Here is a 14,055-nt window from a genome sequence, read left to right as displayed (position 1 = left end):
CCTCATCCCCATGAATATACTTTAGTTACAACCCCAAAACATCCCCACAAAGTGAAGCTTTGCTTTCTATGCGTACTCAGGTACTTTGCGGGGGATCCAAATATATACTTTGCAAAAAATTCCCTCAATTAACATTCATATTCCATGGGAGGTGGTCATCCTGTCGCAATCATCCGGTCCCTTTTCCTTCGTAGTCTCAAAAGAAGACTGGTCCCTTCATCGTAAAGGTCATCAGGATCAGGAACGCCATCAGCAAAAGGTCAGAGAAGCCATCAAGGATAATTTGCCTGACCTCGTTACCGAAGAAAATATTATTTTGTCAGGCGGTAAGCAGATTGTGAAGGTTCCGATTCGCAGTCTGGATGAATACCGGATTATTTATAACTTCCGTAAACAGAAGCATGTAGGACAGGGGGACGGGGAAAGTCAGGTCGGTGATGTCCTTGGGCGCGATTCACAATCGGCACAGCCCGGTAAAGGAGAAAAAGCAGGCGATCAGCCCGGTCAAGATACCGTGGAAGCAGAGGTCAATCTGGAAGATCTGGAGGACATTCTGTTTCAGGATATGGAATTGCCTCATCTGAAGCCTAAGAATAAGGAAGAGATCGAGGTCAAATCCATTATTTTTAACGATATTCGTAAAAAAGGGATGATGTCCAACATCGATAAGAAACGTACGCTGCTGGAAAATCTCCGACGCAATGCAAGCAGCGGAAATCCCGGCATTCACAGTATCAGCCCAGATGATCTGCGCTACAAAACATGGGATGATATTAGAACACCTCATTCCAATGCGGTCATTATTGCGATGATGGATACGTCAGGTTCGATGGGTTCATTTGAAAAATACTGCGCCCGCAGCTTCTTCTTCTGGATGACCCGTTTTCTGCGCCGCCAGTATGAGAAGGTAGAGATTGTTTTTCTCGCCCACCATACGGAGGCTAAGGAAGTCAGTGAGCATGATTTCTTCACCCGTGGCGAAAGCGGGGGAACGATTTGTTCCTCAGCATATCAGCGAGCGATTGAAATTATCGATAGCCGCTACCCGCCTGCGCAGTACAACATTTATCCATTTCACTTCTCCGATGGTGATAATCTCACCTCCGACAACGAACGTTGCGTGAAGCTGATCGGAGAACTGCTGAAACGAAGCAATATGTTCGGCTACGGTGAGGTGAACCAATACAATCGTAGCAGTACCTTGATGTCAGCTTATCGCCATCTGAAACATGAACAATTCATGCATTACGTCATTAAAGACAAAAAAGAAGTGTATCAGGCGCTGAAGACCTTCTTTAGTCCAAAAGGTACGGTTAATTCTTAATCCCCCACTCCAAAACGCGGATGTCCCAAAAGCCAAAAATGGCTGATGGAACATCCGCGTTTTTGGCGTCTCACCTTCTTGACCAAAACAACAAACTTCGTAAATTGCGTCATCTAAGTTCGCAAGTATCAGGGGAGGGGCAAATAGCGTCATCTGGGTCCGTAAGATCGAGGGATGGGCGAATAGCGTCATCTGGGTCCGTAAGATCAGGGGATGGGCGAATATCGTCATCTGGGTCCGTAAGATCGAGGGATGGACGAATAGCGTTATCTGGGTCCGTAAGATCAGGGGATGGACTAAGTGCGTCATCTGGGTCCGCAAGATCGAGGGATGGACGAGTAGCGTCATCTGGGTCCGTAAGAACAGGGGATGCGTTCAGTATAGTATGTAGGGCAACTGGGGATTCTGGGAGATCGGCGCTTTCGGACACAGATGACCTTATACGTAGCTTTATCGCATATCATATTTGGCTTCCTATCGGACTCCATAGCTACTATTAGCACGAAAAACACCAAAAACGAGCCTCATTCTTAGCAATAGCTGCACTGGAATCCGATAATATGCTCCAAAGGCGATAAATTGCTAAATAGGGTCATCTGGGTCCGTAAGTATCGGGGGATGGGCGAATAGGGTCATCTGGGACCGGAAGATCAGGGGATGCGTCAGAATAGTATCTAGGGCAACTTTGGGATTACTGGGGGTTCGGCGCTTTCGGACACAGATGACCTTATACGTAGCTTTATCGCATATTTGACTTGCTATCGGACCCCATAGCCGCTATAGGCATGAAAAACACCAAAAACGAGCCTCATTCTGAGCAATAGCTGCACTGGAGTCCGATAATATGCTCCAATGGCGATAAATTTGCAAATAGGGTCATCTGGGTCCGTAAGATCGAGGGATGGGCGAATAGCATCATCTGGGTCCGTAAGTATCGGGGATGCGTCAGAATAGTATGTAGGGCAACTGGGGGATCGGCGCTTTCGGACACAGATGACCTTATAAGTAGCTTTAGCGTATATTTGGCTTGCTATCGGACCCCATAGCCGCTATAGGCATGAAAAACACCAAAAACGATCCTCATTCTGAGCAATAGCTGCACTGGAGTCCGATAATACGCTCCAAAGGTGATAAATTGCTAAATAGCGTCATCAGGGTCCGCAAGTATCGGGGGATGGGCAAATAGCGTCATCTGGGTCCGCAAGTATCGTGGAATAGACGAATAGCGTCATCTGGGTCCGTAAGATCGAGGGATGGACGAATAGGGTCATCTGGGTCCGTAAGATCAGGGGATGCGTCAGAATAGTATGTAGGGCAACTTTGGGATTACTGTAGCGCTTGGCGCTACGGTATAGATAAAAAAATAAGCCAGTGAAATTAAACTAACTTTCTTTTTTCAGTTACATAATAACTCCTACTATAAACCTAATTTCACAATTTGGATCGGTACCGATAAACTTGTACTCCCCACCCATGTCAGCTTGTTTTCGTAAGCTATGACTGCTGTTTTGTTTTTCCCCCTCTTAGACTTCCATCCTAAAAAAACCTCCAGTCCCAAACTATGGAATCTGGAGGTTATTTATAGTTAAAAAGCTTTCAATGCAACACCTTATTGAACCTTCTCTCTATCCTTGCCTTTATCAGACTCACCAGCATTTTTGTTCGCTGCTTCCCGGTCCTGCATCATCTCATCCACCGACTTCACCTTCAGGCGAGCAGCGCCCTCGTTGTTAGCGTTCGTTGGGATAAGCTCTCCTGAAGCCAAACGTTCCTTGGCTTTAGCAATAGCTTCGCTGTATTGAGGCAGCCACTGTTCCCCTGCGACGAGCATCTCATCGACCATCTGCCAGATTTCTTTTGGATTACATACAGCACCAACGAGTGGATCCATCATAAATGCCTGACGTAACAGCTTATCATCGCCGTGTACAGCTGCTTCAACCGCCAGACGTTGCACTGAAATGCTCACGTTACATACGGCGGCAGGCCCAAGCGGCAATTCACCTACCAATGGCATGGAGATCCCGTTCCGGTCTACATATCCCGGTGCTTCGATAATGGCGTCCTCTGGTAAATTAGAGATTACGCCATTGTTCACTGTATTAAAGTGCCCCCGGTACACTCGTCCCGTTTCCAATCCTTCTATAATATAAGAGCCGTGCTCTTCCCCGCGATTCTCCTTCGTATACTCCAATGCCGGGTCTTTCATCCAGTTTGGAAAATCGGTCTCGAACCAATTCCGACCTTCCGTGCAGACACGCAGATAACCGCCTGTTTCTCCGTTAATCCAGCTCCCCAGATCGATCCAATCCATAATTTCATCACTGCGTTTACGATACCATGGCACGTACTCACTTAAGTGTCCATTGGATTCTGTACTATAGTATCCAAAGCGACGAAGCATATCGATGCGCACTTTTTCCGTACGGCTGAATTCCGGATGTTTCTCAAAAGCCTCTAAAAGACCTTCGGTCAGATCCTTCCCCTCATGACTTGCTGAAATATACCAGGTCTGGTGATTGATGCCCGCACAGATAATATCAACTTCGGATTTCTTAAGACCATACACATCCGCAATTTGTTGGTGCCCATGCTGTACACCATGACATAGACCGATGGTCCGAACACCACCATATTTATTGCAGGCCCAGGTCAGCATAGCCATCGGATTCGAATAGTTAAGCAAAAGCACATCCGGTGCTGCCATCTCCCTAATATCACGGCAAATATTCAGCATCTCCGCAATTCCGCGTTGCCCGTACATGATGCCACCCGCACACAGAGTATCTCCCACACACTGATCAACTCCGTATTTTAAGGGAATGTCCACATCCGTAGCAAAGGCTTCAAGCCCACCCATCCGAATAGTACAAAATACGTACTTGGCATCCTTCAGTGCTTCTCTGCGATCCGTTGTCGCCTGAATTTGTATATTTAAACCATTCTCCTTAATATCACGCTGGCATAGCTCCGTGACCATCTCCAGATTGTGGCTGTTAATATCCATAAATGAGACTTCGATATTTTTAAATTCCGGTACAGTTAGTAAGTCCCGCAACAATCCACGGGTAAATCCAATGCTGCCTGCCCCTATAAAAGACACTTTAAATGACATGGTTATCATCCTCCGGTAATGAATTGGTTGTTCCTGTCCATTGTAGCAAGGGACCTTAGGAAAGCGTAACCAATATCATGACCTCTTTTGAAAGAAGGTGTCAAAAATCCTAACCTATCTACTGAAAATCATGCTCTTCATAACTCCAGGCGTGACGCTCAATGGAATTGCGGAATTCTACAGGTGTGCAATCGGCGTATTTTTTAAAAAGAAGGTGAAAATATTGCCTGCTGCTAATTCCTACGTAATCTGCAATTTCAGCAATCGGGATGTCGCTCTGCCCAAGCAGCATCTTCGCTTTCTCCATTCGCAGCATATTCAAGTAATCGCTGAGCGTCCGACCCGTATGGCTCTTAAAAATTCGATGCAAATATCCGGGATGCAGATTAACTGCGGCAGCGATGTCCTTAACCTGAATGTTCTGGTCATAGTTCTGATGCAGGAATTCAATGCTCCGCCGCACATAAAGCTGCGAGGGCTGTTGGCTGGTATGAAGCTGCTCTTGCCGAAGTCTGGATAACCGCAACAGAAGCTCACAAAATAATAAATCAACCATACTTCCACCCTTTCCGCCGCTCTGATCAAGCTCTAACACAAGTCCCTTTAGAACATGATAGATTTCCTCCGGATCAGGCATTACTAAACTGGAAAAAGGAAGCTGCAGCATTTCTGCGAGCGCCGTTTCTTCACGGGCTAGCTTGCCGACAGAGGGTGCAACCCCTCTATATTCCATGAACCCAAATTCCACATTTAGCATCCGACAAGGTGCCCCCTCTTCAACAATCAGCCTATGCGGAACATTCGCGTCTAAAATGATCAATTCTCCCCGCTTCAGCCGAACTCTCTCTTCTCCTCCTGAGCTTGGACGGACATCTACGATACAACTTCCTGAGATCAAATACATGATTTCCGTTGAATTATGCTGATGGTAAGACATATTGTAGTTATTCCACTGTTTATAATAGTAAGCAAAAAAATGAGGACTATAATCTCCCTCGATTAAAACCTGCTGAAAAAGACTCCCGCTGGGGCTCAGATTTAAGTTCGTCAATGGATCACTACTTTCTTCATTTATTACTTAATACAAGTGTATCTCTTTAGCCACTTCGAAGACAAGATAACGTCCGATAGCAATCAAATCAACAAAAACGAGCAACTCTCCATTATATTGGAAAATTGCCCGTCTCTATTAGAATAATATTGTCATACTTGAAAAGAAACCAAAGAGTGCTTAAGATCGGCTGCCAAGCCCTCCAGCTTTTCCGATAGGGCAACCAATTCCTCACTAACCGTGAATTGCTGAGATGACATAGAAGCTACCTCCTCCGTCGAAGCAGTGGTTTGCTGGACGATGGAGCTTACGCTGGCCATGGATTCACCGAGTTGACGCTGGAACTCAATCAGTTCGAGGACAGAAGCAGAAGATTCACTAATATGTTTCATGAAATGTTCCATTTCCTCTTTGACACTCGCGAATATCGTTGACGACTCTCTTACAGAAGAGATTTGTTCACGGAACTTAGGAGCGGCTTCATTGATATCCTTAACGGTGTTCTCGATATGTAGACCAATCTCTTCCGTGATCTTGGAGACCGATTGAATCGATTCATTCGACTGGTTAGCGAGCTGCCTGATTTCATCAGCAATCACTATGAACCCTCTACCTGCCGCACCTGCTCTAACTGCTTCTATGGTAGCATTTAGTGCCAAAATATTGGTCTGCTTATTCACAGCAATCATAGGGCTGAGTATACTGCGAATTAAATGAGTGCTTTCTCTGAGCTTAGTAGAATTATCTTGAATTCGATTGATCACCTCTACCGTAGACTCACTCTGCTCTACCAGCAGCTTCATCAGCTCTGTACCTTGATTGCTAACCTCAATGACCCGTTCTGCTGAATGGTCCATCACTGTATTTATTTCCGTCACTTCACTCATTTTGTTGCCGATAATCTCAACATTGTGATAACTGCGTTCGGCTTCAACAGCGAGGCTGGCTGACCCCGCTGCAATCTCACCGGTAGCGGTCGCAACCTCTCTGGCATGGAGGGAGATTGTACTTGATGCTTGTACTAATTGTTCCGAAGTAAGGAGGACCTCATCTGCCGAATTCCCGCTCTGCCTTGCAAGTAAGGAGATCTGCTCCATCATTTTGTTGAAGCTTTGACCCAAGCGGCCAATCTCATCTTTGCCCTTGAAATTGGTTCGTACCTGTAGGTTCCCACGCTCTCCTTCCTCCATCAAGATTGCCAGCTTACCCAGCGGGCGCCCTACCAATCGAACAAGAATATAACCAATTAGTAGTGCTATTAAGGCTGCCGCCAGCACCACAGAAAATGTGATATATAAAAGCTTGTCCGCAGACTTAGTAAAATCACTGACAGGAGCATACCCCATAAGCATCCACTTGGCAGTCGCCAGGGGCTGGTATACAACAAGCTGAGAACTTCCGTTCTCATCCTCCGCTGTAAATGAATGATTTTGCTCTTTCCCTTGTTCTTCTGAAACTTTTATGTAAGAGGGTTGACCCAGCTTGGCATGATCCGCACCATACACAATGCTGCCATCCGCACTCAAGATACGAATTTCACCGGTCATCCCAATCTGAAGGTTAGACAGCATTTCAGTCATGGCCTTCCCTTTCACTTCGATTAGCATGTAATACTCCGCTTCGGGATGTAAAAGATTACGTAGCAATCTCCCCATAGTTAAGGATGGCTCAGTATAAGCATCAAAAAAGCCTTTCTCACGAACGGGAAACCAGACTGGCTCTCCTTTAGCTGCGGCAATTTGCTCTAATCTTGCGGAAATGCCTTCATCACTACGAATCCCACTTATGCCAGCAGACTTATAAGATTCTGAGTCTACCAAGCTCTTGGATACCAGCCTGACGCCATACATCCGCTCATCAGAGCCTTTTACCAAGTCCAGCTTTCTGCGAATCCGATCTTCAGCACCGGCTTTGGCCACAGTTGTAAGCTCGCCACTATTTATTTTTTCTAAATCACCCTTTAACACAGAGTCGAGTGCAAACTGCCTTGATAGTGCCTCATACTCTGCCAGCACAAAATCCAGCTTGTCCGCTGCCTGAACTACAGATTGTGTGGAGGCTGCAGCAACCTCATTCGTAATGATATTTTTAGCGGCAAAATAGGAAGTCAATCCTAGCACGGAGGATAAGAGAACTATAGAACTAAATAAAATAACGAACAGTTTAACTCCAACAGATTTAAAATATAGAGTCCAGGACTTTTTCATTAAGTTCACTCCCCATGACGAAATAAGGGTACAGCCCTCCATTTCTGTATAAAGGCTGTACCCTGATCATTTATTAGCATGAAGCGAGCGAATGGGTTTACCCCTTACTAGCTCCTGCTGTCAAGCCATCTACTAGCAGACGTTGCAAGAATACAAACAAAATCATAATTGGAATGGAGATCAAAACCGCACCCGCAGAGAACAAGGTAAAGTTAGTGTTTTGATTGGTGTTAACCATATCCCACATCCCCACTGCCACTGTCCAGTTCTCCTTAGTCCGCAGAATGAGTCTCGCAAAAATGAAGTCCACCCATGGTCCAACAAACTGAGTCAGCGCCATATATGTGATCATAGGACGTGACAAAGGTAAGATGATTCGCATAAATATTCCGAAATTGCTCGCCCCGTCAATACGAGCGGCCTCATCCAAGGAACGAGGAATCGTATCGAGGAAACCTTTGGCGATAAAGGTCCCTCCCAGCGGCGCCCCGGCCGCATAAACGATAATTAACGCAATATGTGTATCCAGCAAATTAAACTCTTTAAGCAGCATATAAATAGCGATCATACTCATAAAACCAGGGAACATACCAAGAATCAATACGGTGGATAACGCTGTTTTACGCGCTTTAAACCGGAATCTGGATACGGCATAACTGGTTAACAAAGTAAGAACTACCCCGATAAGCATCGAGAACACAGCTATTTTCAAGGTATTGGCATACCAAGTCCCAAACATATAGCTGGGTGATGTGAACAATTCTCTGTAATGTGATAAAGTGAATTGCTCGGGAATAAACGTTTTGCTGTACAATGATTTACCAGGTCGGAAAGAAGCTAAAAGAATCCAAAGGGCAGGATAGAGTGCAGCTATCGACAAAGCAATCAAGATAATATAACTACCTGCTAAGCGAATAAAGTTCGCGACTTTTCTGCTCATTGGATCATATCCTCCTCTTTAAATGACTTCGTCCGGCGGTAATTGTACAGGGAGAATGAAGCGACAATGATAAAGATAATAATCCCTATTGCCGAAGCCATGTTGTTTTTATTCTGATCTAGCGTTAATTTGTATAACCAGGTTACTAGCAAGTCCGTAGAACCGGCATATTGATAGTCACCATTTACGGGACTACCACCAGTTAATAGGAAGATCGCGTTAAAGTTGTTGATGTTACCTGCAAACTGCGTAATCAAGGTCGGTGCTGTAGAGAACAATACCATCGGCAACGTTACGATACGGAACTTCTGATAACCCGATGCTCCATCCACCTCAGCAGCTTCATACATATCCCGTGGGATAGTAGTCAGAACGCCCATGATAAGCAGCATAGAAACAGGAATACCTACCCACATATTAACGATAATTACGGTAACCTTAGCCCAGAATGGGTCAGTCAGCCACGGTAAACCATCCAATCCAAAATACCCCATGTATTGATTGATAGGCCCGAATTGACCGTTAAATAAGTTGCGCATGAGCAGAAGCGAGATTAACTGTGGCACCGCGTAAGGCACAATCAGAATTACTCTCCACATTCCTTTGAAGCGAATGCCCTTCTGACTCACCAGCAAAGCGACCAACAGTCCTCCGAAGTATGTAGTAATGGTTGAAAGAACTGCCCATATAATTGTCCATGTTAATACACCATAAAAAGTGTGGCTCCATGTCTTAAGGACCAATAAATTACGAAAGGTCTGAAATCCAACCCAGTCCACCAATTTGGCGGGTGGAAGATGATCAGGTGCGGAATAGTTCGTAAAGGCCAACAGGATCATGAAGATAATTGGCATAATCGTAAAGAATAGAACACCAATGCCCGGCAAGACTAGAAACGCTTGAGCAAACTTGTAATCCAGGATATAACGAACACTTTGTTTAAAAGTGTTTGCCTGAAGACCGTTATCACGCTTTTCTCCAATCTTGTAAGCATCTCTGATATTCAAATACCAGGCGATAATCAATAGAATAAGAATAAGGATGGTGATCAAGCTTTGGATCATGATATAAATCGAGTGATCACCGGTAACCATCTTGGCGATCCCCTTCACTTTAACCAGACGACTCGGATTCTCTCCTAGTGTTACGATGCCCCATAAAGAGTTGGCAAGGTTCTCAATAAAATAAAAAACGGCTACAGCTTCTACGGCTAAATATAATATTCCTTTAACGAATTGGCGGTTATATATTTGTCCCAATCCCATAAAAATCGTCGACAGTATTGCGGCCCTCGTGCGATGTCGTTGCATTTCGCTTCCGTTCTCCTCTCCGAGTGAAAATAAGAAGCTGCCAGCCGCTAAACATGCGGCGGGCAGCTTGATTCACTGTATGCTGTTAAGACAGTGAATTATGATCCTTATTGGGATGCACTGTTATTCAAATCTTTGATTTGTTGTACAGCTTTGTCCATTGCTGCTTTTGGATCCCCATTTTTATCCCAAATTTCTGGAAGGGCAGCATTCACTGGGCTCCATACGTTACCCATTTCAGGAATAGAAGGCATCGGTTGGGAGTTCTTAGCTTGTTCTGCAAAAACAGAGACATATGGATCGCTAGAGATCTGTGGATCAAGAAGCGCCTCGTTGTTTGTAGGAACCGAACCAATCGTTTTGTTCAGTAACAGCTGAGCGTCTTTGCTTGAAGCAAAATTCGCATACAATTTAGCAGCATTCGGATATTGAGTAAACGAGTTAACTGCGAAAATTTTAATACCAGAGAATGTAATTGCTGTTTTGCCATTCACTGTAGGGATTGGAGCAATACCAAGGTTGTCACCAAGAGCTTCTTTGTATCCTCCAAGCTCCCATGGACCTGTGATATCCATAGCTACATCACCAGAGTTGAACAAGCTGCGTTTGATATCACTGTTGATATCACCACTCTTAATTGGCAATGCTTCCTTCAGTTTCACAAATTCTTTAAGTCCTGCAATTGCACCATCGTTAGCAAGACCGATATCATCTTTATCCGTACCATCCTTACCGAAGAGGTATCCGCCATCGGAAGCGATAAACATGTAGTTGAAGTACAAGTTTCCTACTTCCCACATAATCCCATATCTATTTTTCGATTTATCCGTGAATGTTTTGCTGAATGCAAGAACATCATCAAATGATTTAGGTGCTTCTTTAACAAGCGATTTATTGTAGAACAATGCATAAGTTTCTGCTGCTCTTGGGTAACCATACAATTCGCCTTCGTACGAAGATCCGATAATCGAAGCTTCAGTATTGTTAGCTTTTGTTTCTTCACCGAAGACATCGTTAGGAAGAACCAAGCTCGCGCTTGCCGCTTTACCTAAGTTATCGTGAGGGATAAGAATAACGTCTGCCGCTAATCCTGAAGGACCATCTTGAGTAAGTTTAGTTACTTGATCTGGTGGTGCCAATTCTTCAACCTTGACTGGAACGTTATATTTTGCTGTGAACTGTTTAGCAATCTCATCTGCAAAAGGTCTTTCTTCTTTACTTTCCCATACCACTAGAGTTGCGCCATCTTCAGGTACAATTTCATCTGTTGCTGCTGCATCTGTGCTCTCTGGCGCTGCAGTCTCTGTAGTAGCATTATTAGTAGCTTTTGCTGCGTTGTTGCCCCCGTTATTCGTACTGTTGTTGTTGGAACCGCATGCTGTAACGGACAGAGCCATTGAGAAAGCTGCGGTGATAACCATCATTTTTTTCAATTTCATTACTTTAACCCCTCCCAATTTTTAAAAACGTAAGATGGAAAATAGTAGTGCTGCAATCTGCGCAAACGATTTCAGAAAGGCTAAAAAAAAAGTTCTTCTTTTAGCTTGCTCCTTCTGTATCTGCATTTCACAGGTAAGAAAGCGCTTCATTCATGAGTACATCATACAACAGTAACGATTGTTTTTAAAAACGTTTGCATATACTGTATTGGGTCATTTTCCATTATTTGATATACATTATAGGCATATATCTCCATTTTTCACATGATATCTTTTAATTAGTCGATAATTCATGTGTTTATTATTGGAATATCTATTTTATTTGCCCCTAATATGCCACATTTTCTCTATTTCAAGAGATTTCTCATAAATTGCCCTTCACAATGCTCGTTTACTTTAGTGAAATTTAGTGCAATGGTTTGAACAAGAGTATTGAAAGCCCTTTTATTCCATGCTATAATCCAAAACGTTAAGAGGCTGTCCAGCATGAAGCACAACATCCCTTGTCTGCCTCCTGTTCTATATAATTAAAAGGCAATGTTACTTATCAAAGGTACAACCTCGGGCAAGCTACTTCGCGGTGGTTGTGCCTCTTTGTTATGTGCTACTCTGCTACTGATTTAGTGCATGTTGCATAAAAAACTGTGCAACCAATAACAATAGCGACATTCTACATTCCACGCGCTCTGTGGAGTATCGTCCGGGAATAGTTTATGCTTTCGAGAAAGTAGCGCTAACAAAACTTAGCCTATGCTTTCGATGTGGTTTTGCCGAAGTATCCGAGGAAGTAACGCTAACAAAACTTAGCCTATGCTTTCGATGTGGTTTTGCCGAAGTATCCGAGGAAGTAACGCTAACAAAACTTTAGGAGGATTTATCATGTTACTGGAAGCAGTGTATCATCGTCCGCGGTTAAATTGGTCTTATGCCTATAATGAAAGTACGATTCACCTGCGTCTACGCGCTAAAAAAGGGGATTTAACCGAAGTGTTCGCCTTTGCTGGAGATAAATATGCTTGGGATACCACAAAAGAGCTAATTCCCATGACCCTCTTCACCTCCGATGCTATGTTTGACTATTGGGAATGTGCTTCAGTACCTCTCTACCGCCGCTTGAAATACGGCTTCTTACTTCAAAAAGATAACGAACGAATTTGGATGACCGAAAGTGACTTTCAAACGGTGCGGCCGGAAAACCCAAACAAGCTGTTCGAATTCCCCTTCATTAACCGCGTTGATGTATTTGCTCCGCCTGCCTGGGTAAAGGACGCTGTTTTTTATCAGATCTTCCCAGAACGCTTTGCAAATGGTGACCCGAGCCTTGATCCGGAAAATGTTCAGCCATGGGGCTCCGAACCAACACCAACCAATTTTTTTGGCGGCGACCTGCAAGGGGTTATTGATCATTTAGATCATCTTAACGAGCTTGGGATCACTGCTATTTATTTCACACCTATCTTTGATGCAACTACTAATCATAAATACGATACAGAAGACTATATGAAAGTCGATCCGCATTTTGGAGATATTGAGACTTTAAAAAAGCTCGTCGATAGCTGCCATAAACGTGGGATTCGTGTCCTGCTAGATGCCGTATTCAATCATTCTGGCAAAACCTTTGCTCCTTTTGTAGATGTTCAAGAAAAAGGAGAGGCTTCCGCCTTTAAAGATTGGTTCCATATTCGCAAGTTTCCGCTTCAGATTGAAAACGGTGTCCCTACTTATGACACCTTTGCTTTTGAACCGCTAATGCCAAAGCTAAACACAGAACACCCTGAAGTTAAACAATACTTACTGAAAGTCGCAGAATACTGGATCAAAGAAGTCGGGATCGATGGCTGGCGTCTGGACGTTGCCAATGAAGTGGATCATGATTTCTGGCGGGAATTCCGCAAGGTGGTTAAACGTGCTAATCCTGAGGCCTACATATTGGGGGAAATCTGGCATGAATCTGCACCTTGGCTGGAAGGCGATAAATTTGATGCCGTTATGAACTATCCTTTCACTGACGCCGTCCTTGACTTCTTTGTGCATGGCACTCTTGATGCTGAAGGATTCGCCAATTCCATTGGTAAACAGTTATCACGCTACCCGCTGCAGGCTAGTGAAGTTGCTTTTAATCTGCTGGATAGCCACGATACTCCACGACTGCTTACGCTGGCTGCTGGAGACAAAAACAAGATGCGATTAGCGGCACTGTTCCAATTCACCTTTATGGGCACTCCCTGCATCTATTACGGTGACGAGATCGGCATGGACGGTGAAGGTGACCCTGGTTGCCGCAAATGCATGGAGTGGAACCCTGAAAAGCAGGATCGAGAGCTCTTCGAGTTCTATCGTCAGCTTATTAAAATACGCAATGACCACCCTGCTCTCCGCACAGGTACATTTACCTTCCTTGAGGCAGGACAACAAGGCAGCAAGCTAGCCTATGAGCGCCGGCTGGATCTGCAGACGATTGTGGTACTAATCAACAGTGAAGAGACCGCACAGACCTTCCGTATTGACGTAGACGAGCGGGATTGGGAGAACTTGTTTACAGGCGAAACAATGCGCACAGAACGCAGCAAGCTGATCGTGAAAATGCCAGCCTATGGATTCGCTATCCTAAAGGCAATCATCTAAAAGATTTCTTTTCTTCCCACTGCCCAGCCATACAGCATAACAAA

9 protein-coding genes are annotated in these 14,055 nt (G+C 44.5%); 2 read left to right on the top strand and 7 right to left on the bottom strand.

All coding sequences use genetic code 11. The features are described 5' to 3' along the window. Positions 1–160: 160 nt before the first annotated feature. Positions 161–1,324: a sporulation protein YhbH gene (gene yhbH, locus NST25_RS08675; protein WP_036684553.1), complete on the top strand. Its 1,164-nt coding sequence runs from the start codon at positions 161–163 to the stop codon at positions 1,322–1,324. 109 nt (positions 1,325–1,433) lie between these two features. On the opposite strand, the gene NST25_RS08670 is transcribed toward yhbH, so the two are convergent. From NST25_RS08670 to NST25_RS08640, 7 genes are all read right to left on the bottom strand, one after another. Next, a complete protein-coding gene (locus tag NST25_RS08670) occupies positions 1,434–1,754 on the bottom strand; it encodes a hypothetical protein (protein WP_340393796.1) in 321 nt (106 codons plus the stop codon). A 1,179-nt stretch (positions 1,755–2,933) separates the two neighbouring features. Next, positions 2,934–4,439: an alpha-glucosidase/alpha-galactosidase gene (locus NST25_RS08665; RefSeq protein WP_280752681.1), complete on the bottom strand. Its 1,506-nt coding sequence runs from the start codon at positions 4,437–4,439 to the stop codon at positions 2,934–2,936. Between the two features lie 118 nt (positions 4,440–4,557). Beyond that, positions 4,558–5,475, bottom strand: a complete 918-nt coding sequence (locus NST25_RS08660; RefSeq protein ID WP_076279416.1) for an AraC family transcriptional regulator — start codon at positions 5,473–5,475, stop codon at positions 4,558–4,560. A gap of 167 nt (positions 5,476–5,642) precedes the next feature. After that, on the bottom strand, positions 5,643–7,697 hold the full coding sequence (locus tag NST25_RS08655) for a methyl-accepting chemotaxis protein (RefSeq protein ID WP_081390573.1): 2,055 nt from the start codon (positions 7,695–7,697) through the stop codon (positions 5,643–5,645). Between the two features lie 97 nt (positions 7,698–7,794). Next, positions 7,795–8,637 carry a sugar ABC transporter permease gene (locus NST25_RS08650; RefSeq protein WP_076126471.1) on the bottom strand — a complete coding sequence of 281 codons (843 nt, stop codon included), beginning with the start codon at positions 8,635–8,637 and terminating at the stop codon, positions 7,795–7,797. Next, the gene (locus NST25_RS08645) at positions 8,634–9,947 is read right to left on the bottom strand and encodes a sugar ABC transporter permease (protein WP_036684375.1); all 1,314 of its coding nucleotides are present in this window, start codon (positions 9,945–9,947) and stop codon (positions 8,634–8,636) included. Before NST25_RS08645 ends, NST25_RS08650 begins: the two co-directional genes overlap by 4 nt. 107 nt (positions 9,948–10,054) lie before the next feature. Next, positions 10,055–11,386: a maltose ABC transporter substrate-binding protein gene (locus NST25_RS08640; protein ID WP_076126469.1), complete on the bottom strand. Its 1,332-nt coding sequence runs from the start codon at positions 11,384–11,386 to the stop codon at positions 10,055–10,057. An 879-nt stretch (positions 11,387–12,265) separates the two neighbouring features. Between NST25_RS08640 and NST25_RS08635 the strand changes: the two genes are divergently transcribed. Further along, a complete protein-coding gene (locus NST25_RS08635; RefSeq protein WP_076126468.1) occupies positions 12,266–14,011 on the top strand; it encodes an alpha-glycosidase in 1,746 nt (581 codons plus the stop codon). Positions 14,012–14,055 lie beyond the last annotated feature (44 nt).

Origin of the sequence: Paenibacillus sp. FSL E2-0190 (genome assembly GCF_037992965.1) — a bacterium.
In the GTDB taxonomy this organism is placed as follows: domain Bacteria; phylum Bacillota; class Bacilli; order Paenibacillales; family Paenibacillaceae; genus Paenibacillus_AQ; species Paenibacillus_AQ odorifer.
This window is presented reverse-complemented; position numbering and strand designations above follow the sequence as displayed.